Raw genomic sequence first — 16,213 nt, 5'->3', positions numbered from 1 at the left:
CACAGCGCGCCGCCGGGGCCGCCCTTCGAAGGGTTTCCCTTGTCCCACGCTTCGCTCCACACGTCTTCCTCCACCACTTCTGATGCCCAGCGCTCCCTCGCCCCCTACGGCTGGGACGCGGGATGGGAAGCCGAGTTCGCTCCGTACGCCGCGCAGGGGCTGCTGCCCGGCCGTGTCGTACGGGTCGACCGCGGCCAGTGCGACATCCACACCGCCGACGGCGTCGTACGCGCCGACACCACCTATGTGACGCCGCACGACCCGCTGCGGGTCGTCTGCACCGGCGACTGGGTCGCCGTCGACCCCGTCGGCGACCCCCGGTTCGTACGGGCGTACCTGCCGCGCCGCACCGCTTTCGTACGCTCCACCTCCTCCTCCCGGTCCGAGGGACAGATCCTCGCGGCCAACGTCGACCACGCGATCATCGCGGTCTCGCTCGCCGTCGAGCTGGACCTCGGACGGATCGAGCGCTTCCTGGCCCTGGCCTGGGAGTCGGGCGCACAGCCGCTGGTCGTCCTCACCAAGTCCGACCTCGTGCCGGACGCCACCGGGCTCTCGTACCTCGTCGACGACGTGGAGACCACCGCGCCCGGCGTCCAGGTACTGCCCGTCAGTTCTGCCACCGGTGACGGCATCGACGTACTCACCGCTGTCGTCTCGGGCGGCACGAGCGTGCTGCTCGGAGTGTCCGGCGCGGGCAAATCGACGCTGGCCAACGCGCTGCTCGGCGCCGACGTCATGGAGGTGCAGGCCATCCGTGACGTCGACGGCAAGGGCCGGCACACGACCACCACCCGCAACCTCCTCGCCCTGCCCGGCGGGGGAGTCCTCATCGACACGCCCGGGCTGCGGGGCGTGGGGCTGTGGGACGCCGAGGCCGGTGTCGGGCAGGTCTTCGCCGAGATCGAGGAACTGGCGGCCCGGTGCCGGTTCCACGACTGCGCCCACGAATCGGAGCCCGGCTGCGCCGTGCTGGCGGCGCTGGAGGAGGGCACGCTGCCGGTGCGCCGGTTGGAGAGCTACCGCAAACTGCTGCGGGAGAACCGGCGCATCGTCGCCAAGACCGACGCCAGGCTGCGGGCGGAGATGGGCCGCGAGTGGCGGATGAAGTCCGCCGAGGGCCGCGCCAACTTCGCCGCGAAGCGCGCCGGGGGCCGGCGCTAGGTGTATTGCCCCGGGAGGTTGTGTACGGGTGATGCAGCTCTAGGCTGAGGGATCTTGAACGAGTAAGGGCCTTCCGGGTTCGGTGTGGATTGCGACATCTCCACCGAACGACGAAAGGCCCTCATGCCCCACCGTAATGCACCCCTGACCGAGACCGGACGACTGCGGCTCGCCCGCTGCGTGGTCGAGGACGGATGGCCCCTGCGCCGGGCCGCCGAACGCTTCCAGGTCTCGACCACCACCGCCCAGCGGTGGGCCGGCCGCTACCGAGTTCTGGGCGAGGCCGGGATGGCGGACCTTTCCTCCCGCCCGCATCACAGTCCCCGGCGAACCCCGACCCGCACCGAACGCCGGATCATCAAGGTGCGCCTCCTGCGTCGCTGGGGACCGGCCCGGATCGCTCACCTGCTCGGCCTGGTCCCCTCGACCGTGCACCGTGTCCTGACCCGCTTCAAACTGGCCCGCCTGACCCACCTGGACCGGGCCACCGGCCGGGCAGTGCGCCGCTACGAACGCTCCACACCAGGCGAGTTGGTACACGTGGACATCAAGAAACTCGGCAACATCCCCGATGGCGGAGGCCACAAGGCGCTCGGCCGCCAGGCCGGCCGCAAGACACGGTCCGGCGCCGGCTACAGCTACATCCACACCGCCGTCGACGACCACTCCCGCCTCGCCTACAGCGAGATCCACGACGACGAGAAGAAGGAAACCGCGACCGCCTTCTGGACCCGGGCGAACGCGTTCTTCACCACCGCCGGGATCACCGTCGAGCGCGTCCTGACCGACAACGGCTCCTGCTACCGCTCACGCGACTGGCACGATGCCCTGGCGGCGGCCGGGATCGCCCACAAGCGAACCCGGCCCTACCGGCCGCAGACCAACGGCAAGGTCGAACGCCTCAACCGCACCCTGCTCGACGAATGGGCCTACGCCCGCCCCTACCGATCAGAACAAGAACGACGCGACACCTTCCCACACTGGCTCCACACCTACAATCACCACCGCGGACACACCGCGCTCGCAGGCAAACCACCCGCCAGCCGCGTCCCCAACCTCACAGGGCAATACAGCTAGGCCACCGGGCCCCCGGGCACCCTTCGAGCGGGTCCTCAAGCGCCGGACAGGCTGGTTCGGCCGTACTGTCCAGCCTCTCCGGCGCTTGAGGAGCGGGGGCCGGGGCAGCCCCTGGTCCGGGAAGGGGCGAGCAGGGGTACAGCCCGCAAGGTGCCCGTCCCGCCCGGACACCGCGTCCGAATGCCGCGAGTCAGCCGCCCACCGCTGCCGCACACTGGAGGGCGTGATGGACGAAGAGAGCAAGTACGAGGCGGTGACCAGCCGCGACGCCCGCTTCGACGGAGAGTTCTTCTTCGCCGTCGCGACCACCGGCATCTACTGCCGCCCGAGCTGCCCGGCCGTCACCCCCAAGCGCGCGAACGTGCGCTTCTACCCGACGGCGGCCGCCGCCCAGGCCAACGGTTTCCGGGCCTGCCGCCGCTGTCGCCCCGACGCCGTACCCGGATCAGCCGACTGGAACGCCCGAGCCGACGTCGTCGGCCGCGCCATGCGGATGATCGGCGACGGAATCGTCGACCGCGAAGGCGTGCCCGGTCTCGCGGGGAGGCTCGGCTACAGCACCCGGCAGGTACAGCGCCAGCTCACCGCCGAACTCGGCGCGGGCCCGGTCGCCCTCGCCCGCGCCCAGCGCGCGCACACCGCCCGCGTCCTGCTCCAGACGACCGCACTGCCCGTCACGGAGATCGCGTTCGCCTCCGGCTTCGCGAGCGTGCGGCAGTTCAACGACACGATCCGCCAGATCTACGCCCGCACGCCCACCCTCCTGCGCAAGGAGTCCGGGACCAGGACCGCGGGCACCGGGAGCGGCCGCGGCCCGAGCCCCGCCCGCGCCGCCGGGATTCCGCTGCGGCTCGCCTATCGCGGGGTGTACGCCGCCAAGGAGGTCTTCGACCTCCTCGCGAGCGAGGCCGTACCGCGCGTGGAGGAGATGGCCGGCGAGCCCGGCGCCCGCACGTACCGGCGCACCCTGCGTCTGCCGTACGGCACGGCGATCGCCGCCGTGGACGAGGCGCCGCACCGCGGATGGCTCGACGCCCGCATCCACCTCACCGACCTGCGCGACCTGACCACCGCAGTCCAGCGACTGCGCCGGCTCTTCGACCTGGACGCAGACCCGTACGCCGTCGACGAGCGGCTGGCCGCTGATCCGGAGCTGGCGCCGCTGGTCGCCGCCAGGCCGGGACTGCGCTCGCCGGGCGCCGCCGACCCCGACGAGTTCGCGGTACGGGCAGTGGTCGGCCCGGAGGCGGCGGCCGGGCTCGTCGAGACGTACGGGAAGGTCCTCGACCAGCCGTGCGGCACCCTGACGCACGTCTTCCCCGAGCCGGGCGCCCTCACCGGGGCCGAGGACCCGGTGTTGCGGACGCTGGCGACCGCGCTCGCGGACGGGGTCGTACGGCTGGATCCCGGAGCGGACCGCGACGAGGCGGAGCGGGCGCTGCGCGCGCTGCCGGGGATCACCGCGCGGACCGCTGGCCTCATCCGGATGCGCGCCCTCGGGGACCCGGACGTCGCGCCGGACGGTGCGGAGAGCGAGGCCGCGGGCGAGCGGAGCGAACCGCGGGCCGCCGCCTGGCGGCCCTGGCGGTCGTACGCCGTACGGCACCGCTCGGCGGCGTAACGCCCGCAGCGGGCGCGGGGCGACCGCGCCCGGGGGTTCAGTCCAGACCCCAGCTGTGGATCTTCCGGGGGTGGATCCGGATCAGCTCCTGACTGAAGTGCGGCCCCAGGTCGTGCGGCCCGGTCAGCAGCTCGGCCTCGCCCCGGATGTCCACCCCGCGCACCGCCCACGGCCTCAGGCTCACGATGTCGTCGATCACCAGCGCGACATGCGCATTCGCCTGGAGGTTGCGCCACTTCTTCGTCGTACCGAGGGCGTGGCCGCCGATCAGGATCGTCCCGTCGTCCTGCGGGAAGAAACCGACCGGGTTCGCCTGCGGCCGGCCCTCGGGGTCGACCGTCGCCATCCGTCCCAGGCGCTGCGTCTTGAGGTACGCGCGTTCGGCGTCGCTGAATGCGGTCATGACGCCAGCGTCACACGCGCGACCCGCCCCGCACATCGGTTCCGCGACGTAGGACTTCCGCAGGACTCGCCCCGGGCGCCGGACGGAGGTCAGCCCCAGATCAGCACGCCCGCCCACGCGCCGACCACCAGCAGGCAGGCGAACAGCTCCACCAGCACCGGGTAGCCGATGGCACGCATGACCGTACGGGTGGAGGCCCAGCCGCCGCCGTGGCCGCCGAGCCGCGCCCGCTCCACGGCGTAGATGCCCCCGACGAACCCCGCGATCGCGCCCACCACCGGCAGCAGGAAGAAGCCGGCGATCGCGGCGATCCCGCCCACCATGAGCGTCCGCTGCGGCGCACCGGACTCCTGCGGGCGGCGGGCCGGCAGCAGGGGTTTGAGCGCCTGGTCGAGCAGCAGCAGGCCGGTCGCGCCGATCAGGACACCCCACGCGAGCACCGTCTTGTCCTCCAGCGCCCACCACAGCACGGCCGCCCAGACGATGGCCTGCCCCGGAACACCTGGTACGAGCACGCCGAGCAGGCCGAGCAGCATGACGAGGCCGACCAGGAGGAGCTGCCACACGCCCATCTCTCCAGCGTGCGCGACACGGGCTGGCACCGCAGGTCGGCGGGGCCGCCCGGGGCGTGCCCGCCGAGGCTCGACCGTAACGGATCACGGGCCGGGCCGGGCCGTACGGAGTCGGCGCAAGCACCGTGGACGTGCGTCAGCGTCGGCCGACCCAGCCGCGTTCGTACGCCTGCCAGCCCAGCTGCAACCGCGTCGTCACACCCGCCAGCTCCATCAGCCCCTTCACCCGCCGCTGCACCGTCCGCAGGCCCAGCTCAAGCTGCTTGGCGACGCTCGCGTCGGTCATCCCGGCCAGCAGCAGCGACAGCACCTGGAGATCCGTGGCGTCGGGGCCCGGCGGCCCCTCCGGCGACACCGCTCCGTCGGCGCCCAGCCGCAACGGCAGCGCGTCCCGCCACACCGCCTCGAAGAGCCCCGTCAGTGACTCCAGCAGCCCGCTCGCGTGTACGACGAGGGCCGCCGGCTCGGCGCCGCGCCCCGTCAGCGGCACCATCGCGATGGTCCGGTCCGCGACCACGAGCTGCGTCGGCACCTTGTCCACCACCCGCACCTCCTCGCGCCCCAGCGCCGCCGACAGGCCGGCGATCCCGCCCGGCACGGTGAGAACCTCCCGCTCGAACACCGCGCGGTACCGCACGCCACGCGTGGCCGTCCCGTCCCGTGCGTCGCCGTCGCCGTCGCCGTCGCTGTCGTGGTCCGAGCCGCGGGTCGTGGCGGGAGGCGCCGTCTCCAGCGCGCACACCTCCTCGGTGGCGCCGAGCCGCAGCTGTGCGAAGCGGTGCGCCACCGCGCTCGCGCCGGTCACCACCTCGACCAGGTCGTGCACCGGGGGTTCCGCCGCCTCCGCCCGGTACTCCGCCGCCAGCAGCGCCGCCGTCGCCTCCGCCTGCTCCAGGTCGTGCCGCTGCCGCGTCAGCAGCGCGCCGAGCGCGACCCCGGGCGGCGCGGCCACCCACCTTCCCGTACGGGCGGACGACCGGGCCGCGAGCCCCTGCCGCTCCAGGCGGCACAGCGCGCGTTCCGTATCGGCCTCCGGCAACGTCAGCCGGTGCGCGAGGTCGGACACCTCCGCCGCGCCGAGCGCGACGAGCGCGCGGTACGCCGACTCCTGCGCCTCGTCGAGACCAATGGCTCCCAGCACCCTCCACACCCCTCCCCGGACGCGCCGGTTCCGCACGCGCGCGCCCCGATCCTGCCCAGCGGCTCATGGTGGAAGCGGCGCACGGCGCGAAACCGCCCCGCGCATCATCCCCGCACCACCCGTCACTCTGCCAAGGTGACGTCTCCTCGGCATCAACCACCCCCGGCGACAGTGGGTTTGCGACGTATTCCGCCGGAGGGAGCGATGCGCCCGATATCGTGCGTCCCAGTGTGGGGGCGGGATCGCCCGGGGACTTATTTTTCCCGATGCCCCGTTTTCGTAAGGCGGTTGACGTGGACAATAGGGGCATGAGCCAGCAGGGGGAGAGGCGCGCCACCGGCGAGGACGAGTGGTGGAACCGGCTGTACGAGACCGAGCCCGTCCCGGACGCGAATCGCGGGCGGCAGGACGGTGACACTCTGGACGCCCGTTTCGACTCGGCGGCGGACACGTTGTCGCCGCCACCGCCCGCACGCGAAGGGCTCGCGCCCCCCGCGCCGCCACCGTCGGCACGCGAAGGACTCGGGCCGCCGCCCGCGCGGCCGCCGGAAGGTGAGGGTCTCAGGTCGTCCGCGCCGACGCCGGTATGTGAGGAGCCCGCGCCGACGCCGGTACGTGACGGGCTCGCCCCGCCGCCGGCGCCCGAGGCGCCCCAGGCGCCGTCCGGACCTCCGCCGCCGTCGCCACCCCGCTCGCCGACGTCGTCCGCGCCCCCGTCGCCACCGCCCACCGCGCCGCCGTCCGCGCCCCCACCGCACGGGCCCCCTGCGCCGGGTCCCCCGCCCGCCGCGCCACCCCCCACGGCGCCCGGCATCGCACGCCGGCGTGCGCCCTGGGAGCCGCCCGAGGTGCCCCAAGTCCCGCCCGCCCGCGGGGAGTCCGGGCCGGAGCCGTCCGGCGGCCCGCTCCCCGGTGCCGTCCCCGCGCCCCGCGCGACCCCCGAGGCCGGCGGTCCCCAGGACGCTGTACTAGCCTCCGGGGCCCGGCCGCCCGCGCCGGTGCGTCCGCAGCCGACGCGCCCTCCCGGACCACCCGCGCCCGTACCTCCCCGGCCGGCACACCCCGCCGGACCGCACTCCGGGCCGAAGTCCGCGGCTCCCGCCCCTGCCCGCCCGGCGAAGCACCCCGCTCAGCCCGGGGCCGGGCCGGCGGCCGCCCCTCCGTACGGCGCCGGCGCTTTACCCGAGAGCACCGGGTCCGGAGACGGGCGGCAGCGGGGAGGCCGGGAGAACCGGCCCCGCGCGGGGTTCGTCGGGGACCGGCCGCCGACCTACGACGCCGAGCCCACCGCCCTCCCGGCCGCCGACCCGCGCGAACTCGGCGCGCTCGTCCCCGACACCGTGCTCGACGGCGCCCGGTACGGCACGTACACCCTGCGCGCCGCCTCCGTCCGCGGCGACTCCGCCCGCTACCGCGGCGAACCCCGCCGCGACGCTCTGATCACCGCCCGCTTCGGCAGCGGCGCGGACGCCCTCGTGCTGGTCGCCGTGGCCGGCGGCGCCCGCGCCGCCGGGAGCGCGCACCTGGCCGCCGCCGACGCCTGCGACTGGATCGGTGAAGCCGTCGGCCGCAGCCACGCCCGCCTCGCGGACGACATACGGGCGGGCAGCCGGGGCGACCTCAAGTCCGGTCTGCACCGCCTCACCGACCGCAGTTACGGCAGGCTCCGCGCCCGCGCGTCCGAACTCGGCCTGCCGCCGGAGGAGTACACGGTCGGTCTGCGCTGCCTCCTCCTGCCCGCCGACCCCGCCTGCCGGACCAGGGTCTTCTTCGGCATCGGCGGCGGCGGCCTGTTCCGGCTGCGGGACGGTGTCTGGCAGGACATCGAGCCGGCCGTCCCCGAGCCCGCCCCCGTCACCGGCGCGCCCGTCGTCGGCTTCGGGTCGATCCCGTCCGGCGGCCCCGGCCGTCCGTCCGAGACACCCGAGGGTGACCGGCTCACCATGGACCTCGGCATTCCGACGCCCCCGGCCCCGTACGTCGAGAACCGCCTGCCGCCCACGGAGCCCTTCCGCTTCCGGGCCTCCGTGGCCCGCCCGGGTGACACGCTCCTCCTGTGCAGCGGCGGCCTCGCCGACCCGCTGCGCGGTGAGCCCGCCCTCGCCGAAGAACTGGCCGAACGCTGGGCCGGCAGCGGGCCGCCCGGCCTCGCCGAGTACCTCGCCGACACCTGCCTGAGGGTGAAGGGGTACGCCGACGACCGTACGGCGGTGACCGTCTGGGAGGCGTAACGGCGAACCCCATGGGTTGATGGAACTGGCACCGCGCGGGTACGGCACCGTGCGCGGCCGGCCGACCGTCTCCCCGAAAGGCGTGCGCATCCCATGGCCAAGCAGAAGGTGGCGGAGCAGTTCGTCGACATCCTGGTGAAAGCCGGCGTGCAACGCCTCTACGGTGTCGTCGGCGACAGCCTCAACCCCGTCGTCGACGCCGTCCGCCGGACCCCCGGCATCGACTGGATCCAGGTCAGGCACGAGGAGACCGCCGCCTTCGCCGCCGGCGCCGAGGCCCAGATCACTGGCACGCTCGCCGCCTGCGCGGGCTCCTGCGGCCCCGGCAATCTGCACCTGATCAACGGCCTGTACGACGCGCACCGCTCCATGGCGCCGGTCCTGGCCCTCGCCTCGCAGATCCCGTCGAGCGAGATCGGCCTCGGGTACTTCCAGGAGACCCATCCGGACCAGCTGTTCCGCGAGTGCAGCCACTACTGCGAACTCATTTCCACCCCCCGGCAGATGCCGCGCGTGCTCCAGACAGCGATCCAGAACGCCGTCGGCCGCAGCGGCGTCAGCGTCGTGTCACTGCCCGGCGACGTGGCGTCCCAGCCGGTACCGGAACGGGCGGGCGAGCACGCGCTGGTGACCTCGCGTCCCGCCGTACGGCCCGGCGAGGCGGAGCTGGAGAAGCTCACCCGCATGATCGACGAGGCCAAGCGCGTCACGCTCTTCTGCGGCAGCGGCACGGCCGGCGCCCACGCCCAGGTCATGCAGTTCGCGGAGCGCGTCAAGTCACCCGTGGGGCACGCGCTGCGCGGGAAGCAGTGGATCCAGTACGACAATCCGTACGACGTCGGCATGAGCGGACTGCTCGGTTACGGCGCGGCGTACGAGGCGACCCACGAGTGCGATCTGCTGATCCTCCTCGGCACCGACTTCCCGTACTACGACTTCCTTCCCCACGACGAGGACGTCAAGATCGTCCAGGTCGATGTACGGCCCGAACGCCTCGGCCGCCGTTCCAGACTGGACCTCGCCGTCTGGGGCGACGTACGCGAGACGCTGACCTGTCTGACACCGCGCGTGAAGGCGAAGACCGACCGCAGGTTCCTCGACCGGATGCTGAAGAAGCACGCCGACGCGCTCGAAGGCGTGGTGAAGGCGTACACCCGCAAGGTCGAGAAGCGGGTGCCGATCCACCCCGAGTACGTCGCGTCCGTCCTCGACGAACTGGCCGACGACGACGCCGTGTTCACGGTCGACACCGGCATGAACAACGTCTGGGCCGCCCGGTACATCACCCCCAACGGACGGCGCAGCATCATCGGCTCCTTCACTCACGGCTCGATGGCCAACGCCATGCCGCAGGCGATCGGCGCCCAGTTCACCGACCGCGGCCGCCAGGTGATCGCGATGTCCGGGGACGGCGGCTTCAGCATGCTGATGGGTGACTTCCTCACCCTCGTGCAGTACGGACTGCCGGTGAAGGTCGTGGTGTTCAACAACTCCTCCCTCGGCATGGTGGAACTGGAGATGCTGGTCGACGGACTGCCCTCGTTCGGGACGGCGAACAAGAACCCCGACTTCGCGGCGGTCGCGCGCGCCTGCGGGGCGTACGGCATGCGGGTGGAGAAGCCCAAGCACCTCGCCGGGGCCCTCAAGGACGCCTTCAAGCACAAGGGCCCGGCGCTGGTGGACGTCGTCACCGACCCGAACGCGCTGTCGATCCCGCCGAAGATCCGCGCCGAGATGGTGAGCGGCTTCGCGCTGTCGGCAAGCAAGATCGTGCTGGACGGCGGGGTGGGGCGGATGCTCCAGATGGCCCGCTCGAACCTGCGCAATGTGCCGAGACCGTAGGTCCGTACGAGTGGAATCCCGGGTCGTGGCGGGGCGGACGCGGCGTGTCGTGGAAGGTCTCAGGCGACCGACTGCTACCCACCCCAGCCAGCGAAAGGGCCTGTGACGCGCATGTCTTCGCGCCTGTCCACCCCGCGCCGTTTCGGCCGCGGCCGCATCTCCGCCGTGGCCGCGGCCGCCGTCGTCATCATCACGCCCGCCGCGATCGCCGCACTCCCGGACGCGGTCACCTCGGTCCTGTGGGCCGGGGCCGGACCGACGGCCGGATCGCACGCGCCCGCCGCGGCCGACGCCGGAGCTCCGGCCCCCGGCACCCCGATGAGGGCGGGACGGCTGAGGCTGGACCTGGGCGCGGCTCTCGGCCCGGCGGGGCGCGGCGTCGCGGCGGCGCCCGTCGAGGGCGCGGTTCCGCTGGGCGAGGGCGAAGTCGGCCTGACGGTGCGCGAGGGCGGCCGGATCGCGCACCGGGGCGGCAAGCTGCTGGGCGGGAAGGTCGGGTTCGACGGCGGCGTACGGCTGTCGAAGCGTGACGGGGCGGCCGTCACGGTCACGGACTTCGCGGTCGACCTCAGAACGCGCGTCGTGACGGCCAAGGTGGGGGAGGGCAGGCCCGACACCCGGTTCGGCGTACTGAGCGACGCCAGAGCGCGTCTCATCCCGCACACGGTGACCGGGGACGCGAACATCGCGCTGGGCGGGCGGCTGGTGCTGGACGACGCGGCGGCGGCGCGGCTGGACGCGGGGCTGCGCGCGGAGGTGTTCGGCGGCGGGGGCGCGGGCGGTGCGGTCGCGGGGTCCGGCGCGGGGGCGGCCCGTACCGGCATCGACGCGGCGTTCGAAGCGGACGCCGACCTGGACGTCGACCTCGCGTACGCACTGGGCCTGGACGCGGAACTGGGTCTCACGCCCGAGGCGCGTCGGGCGGGCGGCTGACACACCGGCGACCGGCCGGCGCCCGCCCAGATCCGGAAATAACCCTCACACCGCTTAATTGACTATTGGACATGAGTGCCATTGCGCGGGCGGGGCATGCATCCCGTGAGCCTGTTCGAGAGAAAGGGCGATCCAGCGTGCGGGTGGGGGCTATGACAGGGCAACAGGCGAGTGAACGCGGTGCGGCCGCGACAGGGCCGACGGGCGCACCGGCGGAGGGCGACGGGGAGGGGGACCCCATTCAGCTGCGACGCAGACTGGGGCACGCGGAGCTCACAGCGGTCCCCGAGGTACGGCGCGCTCTGCGCGAGATCCTCCGGAGCCGGGGCGGCCGGAGCTGCACGGACGTGGCCGAGCTCCTGACCACCGAGCTGGTGACCAACGCCCTGGTCCACACGGAGCACGACGCCGAGGTGACGGCCACCGTCGCCGCCTCCCGGCTCCGGGTCGAGGTACGGGACTCCGCCGGCAGCCACCCGAGGCTGCGCGTACCGGTCGCCGACGACGGTACGCACGGCAGGGGGCTGGTCCTGGTTCAGGCACTCGCGGACGCCTGGGGCGTGCGGGCGCAAGGCGTAGGGAAAGTGGTCTGGTTCGAACTCGACATGGGCGGTGGCGGGCCGGCGTAACTGCCCGGCCCGCCACCGCCACGGCACCGCCGCTCAGCCGAACTGCTGCTCAAGGTCCTTGAGTTTGCGTTCGAGTGAGTCGAGTCGTGGCAGAGCCTGTGTGTCGTCCTCGGCGGTGAGGTCGACGGTCATCGCCCTTTCAGCGCCTTTCACGGCCTGAAGGGAGGGCCTTTGTCGAAGCGGCAGTTGTCCGGGTTCCGCTATGGCGGGCTCCGCGACCGCCTGCGGCGGCGCGGAGCCCGAACCGGCGGTGAGAGCCGAGACCTCGACGACCTGCCGGCCGCCACGGCCGCGCCCCCAGGCCCTGTGCTGCCGGTTGATGGCCTTCAACTGCGCCCGCTCCAGCTTCTGGTGGTCGCGTCGGCGGATACGGTTCTGCTCCTTCTCGCGTGCGTCCTCCCGTACTTCCTCGACCGCCTCGTCCAGCGTCCGCACGCCCTCCAGGAGCATCAGCGACCACGCGCCGAAGGTCTCCCTGGGCGCCCTCAGCCACCGTACGATCCGGATCTGCGGCAGCGGCCGGGGCACCAGCCCCTGCTCGCGCAGCGCGGCCCTGCGGGTCTGCTTCAGCGCCCGGTCGAACAGCACGGCGGCCGAGAGCGACATCCCCGCGAAGAACTGGGGGGCGCCGTCGTGGCCGAGCCCGCGTGGTGCGTGCACCCAGTTGAACCAGGCAGCCGCGCCGGCGAACGTCCACACCAGCAGACGGGAACCGAGGGCGGCGTCACCGTGGCTGGCCTCGCGGACGGCGAGCACCGAGCAGAACATGGCGGCGCCGTCGAGGCCGAACGGGACGAGGTACTCCCAGCCGCCGGAGAGGCTGAGGTTTTGCCGGCCGAAGCCGACCAGGCCGTGGAAGGAGAGGGCGGCGGCGACCGCCGCGCAGCAGAAGAGCAGAAGGTACGAAGCGATCCCGTAGATCGCTTCCTTCCGCCTGCGGCGCTCCTCCGTGCGTTCCCAGGAGTCGTCGGCCGCGGCCTTGCCACCGGCGCGCTTGCCGCGCGCGAGTACCGCGACCGCCGCCAGGACCCCCGCGAGCATCACGCCACCAGGAAGCAGCCAGTCCAGCGATATGTCGGTCAGTCTCATTGCGGTGTCCCTTGCATCGCGGCAGAGCGTTTCGGGCGCCATATTGGCGGAACCCAAGTGGCCCAAAGGGGCTTTCGGTGCAAGAGAACGCCAAGGGAGTGCCAGGGCACGCGAATAGGTGCCATCTGGTCGAACCACCGTACGGACACGGCCTGTTGCGTTCGATTTATGCCACCTGATCGGGTGGCGTGCCGAGGGCTCCCGTTAGACCGCGGTCGCGACGGACGCCGCGCTCGCCGCGGCCTCCTCGCTCAGCTTGCGTACGCGGTCGGCGTCGCACGTACGCGGACACGTCACGCAGGTGTCCTCGGGGCGCAGCGTGTAGAAGAGGCAGCAGCTCGCGCGGTCGCGGGTCGGCAGCGACTCGCCGTCAGGGCCCGTCAGTTCGCGGAAGCCCGCCGTCCCCGCGTACGGCTTGGTCGTACCCGGCAGGAGCGCCTCCAGTTCCCGCATGGCGCGCCGCTCCTCACCGAGCAGGTGAGCGACGTACCAGAGCCCTTCCACGATCTCGTCCGTCGCCATGCCCCACAGCGCGCGCTTCCCGCGCCGCATGCGCGGTCCGAAGCCTTCCAGCACGGGGCCGAGGTGCTGCGCCACCGCGTCCCGCACCTCACCGCGCAGGGCCTCCTCGTCCGGTACGACGCGGGCGCCCGGCAGGGAAGCGGCCGGGTCACCGGGCAGGCAGGCGAATTCCTGTACCTGTACCGCCATCCGGCCCAGGGTGCGCTGGAAGGAGACGTCCTCGACGGGCGCGCGCGGCACCCGGCGGTGCAGGAACCACGGCACGGTGATGAGCAGGCAGGCGGGCCACGCGTACCGGTGCAGACCGAAACTCGCCACGACGTCGGGGCGGGCCTGTTGCCCGTAGTCGCGCAGAACCTGTGCGTTGTCCCAGGCCAGGAAGGCGTCGAGGGCGCCACCGCCGGCCGCGAGCTCCGCGGCGCCGACCCAGCCGCCGCCCCGGGGCGCCTGCTCCCCGTCCGCCAGCTCGTCGACGCGCAGCCCGGAGAAGACATCCGTGAGGCGGGCGTAGGAGGCCGCGACGGGGGAGGTGGCGACGCCGGGGAGCAGGGCGGGGACGGTCATGCAGGGGACCACCGAATCGCGATCGTTTGCAGGTAAGCCTTACCTTACCCGATGGATTCGATGTTTGCCCTTGTCTACTCCGGGACACCCCCGGGCCCCCGGATCGGCTCGCGGGCGCCTATCGTGCATAAAGGACACAGCACCGGAAGGACTCCCCATGGAGCAGCAGGGCGGACCGCGCGACGCGGCGCACGGGTACCGGCCCGCCGCCGCGCCGATGCCGTCTGCCCAGCGCGTGCCGGAGCAGGCGCGCGGCGAACACACGCACAGCGAGCCCCCGGCGCCCCGCGCCGTACAGCGCCACTCGGTGCGCGGTCAGATCCTCGACGCCCTGCGCGCCGCCCTGGTGAGCGGTGAGCTGGCACCCGGCGAGGTCTACTCCGGCCCCGCCCTCGGCGCCCGCTTCGGTGTCTCCGCGACCCCGGTGCGCGAGGCGATGCTGCAATTGGCGCTGGAGGGCGCCGTGGAGGTCGTACCGAACCGCGGCTTCCGCGTCACGGTCCGCAGCGCGACGGAGCTCGCCGAGCTGGCGGAGGTGCGCGCCCTGATCGAGGTTCCGGTCATGCTCCGGCTGGCCCGTACGGTTCCGGCCGCCCGCTGGTGCGAGCTGCGCCCGCTGGCCGAGGCCACCACCGCGGCGGCGGCCACCGGCAACCGGGCGGCATACGCCGAGTCGGACCGCGCGTTCCACCGCGCGGTCCTCTCCCTCTCCGGCAACCACCAGCTCGTCACCGTCGCCGACGATCTCCACCGCCGCTCCCAGTGGCCGCTGCTCACCGGCGACCCGCTGGCCCGCCGGGCCGACCTCCTGGCGGACGCGTCCGAGCACCTGGCCCTGCTGGACGCCCTGGCGGCGCAGGACCTGACGGTGGTTCAGTCGCTGGTCCGCGAACACTTCGCGGGCGCCGACCGCTGAACACGGCGGCGACGACCGCCGGGGTGCTCACACCGCCGCGGACGGCGTCAGCTGCGCCGCGAGCCACGTCGGTACGCCGCCCAGGAGGCGGAACAGACGCCCCGCCTCCGCGCGCAGGCGGGCCGCCTCCGGTTCCGGCTCGGCGTCGGCCAGGGCCGCGAGCGCCGGGGCCGTGCCGACCAGGTAGCCCAGTTCCTCCCGTATCCGCAGCGACTCCGCGAAGCCGTGCCGCGCGTCCGCCAACTCGCCCTCGCGCAGGGAGAGCCCGGCCAGATGCCGCCACGTGAACGACAGCAGCAGCGTCTCCCCGTGCGCCGCCGCACCCTCGTGGGCGCGGCGGTAGGCGGCCCGGGCCGACTGGGGTGATGCGGAGATGTGCTCGGCGACCAGGCCGCGCCGGAAGTCCAGGAGCGGGCGGCCCGGCGCCGTCGGGGCGAGCAGCGCAGCGGCCCTGCCGAGCGCGGAGCGCGCCTCGTCGGCGCGGTCGCGGGCGCCGAGCACCGTCGACGCGTACGCCAGCTGGCCCCGCTCGCACGCCGCCGCGCCCCGCTCGTCGTCGCTGCGGGCCACCGCCTCCGCCGTACGCAGGGCGTCCTCGGCCTCCGCCCAGCCCCGCTCCGTGAACAGGCAGCGCTCCACGAGCAGCGACGCCCGCTGGAGTGCGGCGGCGGGCGTGGGACCTTCGCCCCCATGCGGTTCGAGCAGGGCCGCGGCGTCGGTCCAGCAGCCGCGTGAGCGCAGCCGCCATACCGCGGTCTGGAGTGGGCTTCCGTCCCCTGCGGTCGTTCCGGAACCAGACATGGCGGGATGCGCCACATTGCCCTCCCCGAGCAGCACGTCATTGAGCTGTGAGTGATGGAGCCGGTCGTGCTCAGTGGGCGAATCTCAGCACGGAATGGCACTCCGGGCCAAGAGCCCAGGTGAACGAATTCACAATCGGTCGGTCAGGGAGGCCAGCCGGCCCAGAGTCGCGGTCATCGCGGGACGCATCCGCTTCGGGAATCCGGGCAGCTCCACCACCAGCCGGGGCAGGCGCGCCCGCGACCAGTCGTACGTGTGGGTGACCCGGGTCGACGACGTACCCGACGGCTCCAGCTCGTAGCGCCAGCGCTGGCCGCCGACCAGCCGGCGCCCGCCCACCTCGCCCCACGTCTCCCAGGTGAGGAGCCGGTCCCTCTCGTACTCGACCACCACATTGACCGAGCGGTACTTGACGCCCCGCCGGCTCATCCCCATGGAGAACCGGTCACCCGGACCGCTCAGTACCTCCGGTCCCCGCGCCGAACCGCGCAGCATGCCCGATCCGTCCAGCTCCGCGTGTCTGGCCGGCGTGGCGAGCAGCTCGAATATCCGCTGCGGCGCCGCGCCGACGACCTCGGTGACCGAAATGGACCGTCTGCCGCGGCTGTCCGGGCCGTCCTGCCCGTCGTGACGGTGCTGCCCATCGTGCCCGTCGTGCCCGTGCTGCCCGTCGTGCCTGTCGTTCCGGCTCATGGCCGAAGCCCCCTC

The 16,213-nt window shown here is 73.4% G+C and carries 15 protein-coding genes; 8 read left to right on the top strand and 7 right to left on the bottom strand.

Annotated features, from left to right (window positions below):
* The first annotated feature begins 39 nt into the window (after positions 1-39).
* The 3 genes from rsgA to AS594_RS07990 all read left to right on the top strand — a co-directional run bounded on the left by rsgA (position 40) and on the right by AS594_RS07990 (position 3,862).
* Positions 40-1,164, top strand: coding sequence for a ribosome small subunit-dependent GTPase A (gene rsgA, locus AS594_RS08000; RefSeq protein WP_069926313.1), 1,125 nt, complete (start codon positions 40-42; stop codon positions 1,162-1,164).
* 123 nt (positions 1,165-1,287) lie between these two features.
* Positions 1,288-2,241, top strand: coding sequence for an IS481 family transposase (locus tag AS594_RS07995; protein ID WP_069933227.1), 954 nt, complete (start codon positions 1,288-1,290; stop codon positions 2,239-2,241).
* A 226-nt stretch (positions 2,242-2,467) separates the two neighbouring features.
* Positions 2,468-3,862: a DNA-3-methyladenine glycosylase 2 family protein gene (locus tag AS594_RS07990; RefSeq protein ID WP_069926312.1), complete on the top strand. Its 1,395-nt coding sequence runs from the start codon at positions 2,468-2,470 to the stop codon at positions 3,860-3,862.
* 37 nt (positions 3,863-3,899) lie between these two features.
* On the opposite strand, the gene AS594_RS07985 is transcribed toward AS594_RS07990, so the two are convergent.
* The 3 genes from AS594_RS07985 to AS594_RS07975 form a co-directional block, all read right to left on the bottom strand.
* Positions 3,900-4,265: a PPOX class F420-dependent oxidoreductase gene (locus AS594_RS07985; RefSeq protein WP_107357962.1), complete on the bottom strand. Its 366-nt coding sequence runs from the start codon at positions 4,263-4,265 to the stop codon at positions 3,900-3,902.
* Positions 4,266-4,354: 89 nt separating this feature from the next.
* Positions 4,355-4,837, bottom strand: a complete 483-nt coding sequence (locus AS594_RS07980; RefSeq protein ID WP_069926310.1) for a DUF456 domain-containing protein — start codon at positions 4,835-4,837, stop codon at positions 4,355-4,357.
* Positions 4,838-4,973: 136 nt separating this feature from the next.
* Complete coding sequence (locus tag AS594_RS07975) at positions 4,974-5,978, bottom strand: helix-turn-helix domain-containing protein (protein WP_069926309.1); 1,005 nt, start codon at positions 5,976-5,978, stop codon at positions 4,974-4,976.
* A 308-nt stretch (positions 5,979-6,286) separates the two neighbouring features.
* Between AS594_RS07975 and AS594_RS40910 the strand changes: the two genes are divergently transcribed.
* From AS594_RS40910 to AS594_RS07955, 4 genes are all read left to right on the top strand, one after another.
* Complete coding sequence (locus AS594_RS40910; protein ID WP_079148698.1) at positions 6,287-8,209, top strand: protein phosphatase 2C domain-containing protein; 1,923 nt, start codon at positions 6,287-6,289, stop codon at positions 8,207-8,209.
* Between the two features lie 93 nt (positions 8,210-8,302).
* Positions 8,303-10,051, top strand: coding sequence for a pyruvate dehydrogenase (locus tag AS594_RS07965; protein WP_069933228.1), 1,749 nt, complete (start codon positions 8,303-8,305; stop codon positions 10,049-10,051).
* A 111-nt stretch (positions 10,052-10,162) separates the two neighbouring features.
* Positions 10,163-10,984: a hypothetical protein gene (locus AS594_RS07960; protein ID WP_141747160.1), complete on the top strand. Its 822-nt coding sequence runs from the start codon at positions 10,163-10,165 to the stop codon at positions 10,982-10,984.
* 152 nt (positions 10,985-11,136) lie between these two features.
* The gene (locus AS594_RS07955; RefSeq protein WP_079144738.1) at positions 11,137-11,613 is read left to right on the top strand and encodes an ATP-binding protein; all 477 of its coding nucleotides are present in this window, start codon (positions 11,137-11,139) and stop codon (positions 11,611-11,613) included.
* A 33-nt stretch (positions 11,614-11,646) separates the two neighbouring features.
* Here AS594_RS07955 and AS594_RS07950 read toward each other — a convergent pair whose 3' ends face one another.
* A complete protein-coding gene (locus tag AS594_RS07950; protein WP_069926306.1) occupies positions 11,647-12,702 on the bottom strand; it encodes a DUF2637 domain-containing protein in 1,056 nt (351 codons plus the stop codon).
* 204 nt (positions 12,703-12,906) lie between these two features.
* A complete protein-coding gene (locus AS594_RS07945; protein WP_069926305.1) occupies positions 12,907-13,788 on the bottom strand; it encodes a (2Fe-2S)-binding protein in 882 nt (293 codons plus the stop codon).
* A 157-nt stretch (positions 13,789-13,945) separates the two neighbouring features.
* Here AS594_RS07945 and AS594_RS07940 point away from each other — a divergent pair, with 157 nt between their 5' ends.
* Positions 13,946-14,704, top strand: a complete 759-nt coding sequence (locus tag AS594_RS07940) for a GntR family transcriptional regulator (RefSeq protein ID WP_069926304.1) — start codon at positions 13,946-13,948, stop codon at positions 14,702-14,704.
* A gap of 27 nt (positions 14,705-14,731) precedes the next feature.
* On the opposite strand, the gene AS594_RS07935 is transcribed toward AS594_RS07940, so the two are convergent.
* Positions 14,732-15,505 carry a hypothetical protein gene (locus AS594_RS07935; protein ID WP_176733168.1) on the bottom strand — a complete coding sequence of 258 codons (774 nt, stop codon included), beginning with the start codon at positions 15,503-15,505 and terminating at the stop codon, positions 14,732-14,734.
* A 129-nt stretch (positions 15,506-15,634) separates the two neighbouring features.
* Entirely contained in the window at positions 15,635-16,198 is a 564-nt protein-coding gene (locus tag AS594_RS07930; protein WP_240508964.1) for an SRPBCC family protein, read from the bottom strand.
* Between the last annotated feature and the right edge of the window lie 15 nt (positions 16,199-16,213).

Source organism: Streptomyces agglomeratus, assembly GCF_001746415.1.
GTDB classification, from domain to species: domain Bacteria; phylum Actinomycetota; class Actinomycetes; order Streptomycetales; family Streptomycetaceae; genus Streptomyces; species Streptomyces agglomeratus.
The sequence above is the reverse complement of the archived record's forward strand: the minus strand, read 5'-3'. Positions and strand labels throughout refer to the sequence as shown.

Coding starts and splice junctions, on each gene's coding strand:
- AS594_RS07995 (WP_069933227.1), top strand. CDS start 1,288: ATGCCCCACCGTAATGCACCCCTGACCGAGACCGGACGACTGCGGCTC.
- AS594_RS07990 (WP_069926312.1), top strand. CDS start 2,468: ATGGACGAAGAGAGCAAGTACGAGGCGGTGACCAGCCGCGACGCCCGC.
- AS594_RS07985 (WP_107357962.1), bottom strand. CDS start 4,265: ATGACCGCATTCAGCGACGCCGAACGCGCGTACCTCAAGACGCAGCGC.
- AS594_RS07980 (WP_069926310.1), bottom strand. CDS start 4,837: ATGGGCGTGTGGCAGCTCCTCCTGGTCGGCCTCGTCATGCTGCTCGGC.
- AS594_RS40910 (WP_079148698.1), top strand. CDS start 6,287: ATGAGCCAGCAGGGGGAGAGGCGCGCCACCGGCGAGGACGAGTGGTGG.
- AS594_RS07965 (WP_069933228.1), top strand. CDS start 8,303: ATGGCCAAGCAGAAGGTGGCGGAGCAGTTCGTCGACATCCTGGTGAAA.
- AS594_RS07960 (WP_141747160.1), top strand. CDS start 10,163: ATGTCTTCGCGCCTGTCCACCCCGCGCCGTTTCGGCCGCGGCCGCATC.
- AS594_RS07955 (WP_079144738.1), top strand. CDS start 11,137: ATGACAGGGCAACAGGCGAGTGAACGCGGTGCGGCCGCGACAGGGCCG.
- AS594_RS07950 (WP_069926306.1), bottom strand. CDS start 12,702: ATGAGACTGACCGACATATCGCTGGACTGGCTGCTTCCTGGTGGCGTG.
- AS594_RS07945 (WP_069926305.1), bottom strand. CDS start 13,788: ATGACCGTCCCCGCCCTGCTCCCCGGCGTCGCCACCTCCCCCGTCGCG.
- AS594_RS07940 (WP_069926304.1), top strand. CDS start 13,946: ATGGAGCAGCAGGGCGGACCGCGCGACGCGGCGCACGGGTACCGGCCC.
- AS594_RS07935 (WP_176733168.1), bottom strand. CDS start 15,505: ATGTCTGGTTCCGGAACGACCGCAGGGGACGGAAGCCCACTCCAGACC.
- AS594_RS07930 (WP_240508964.1), bottom strand. CDS start 16,198: ATGAGCCGGAACGACAGGCACGACGGGCAGCACGGGCACGACGGGCAC.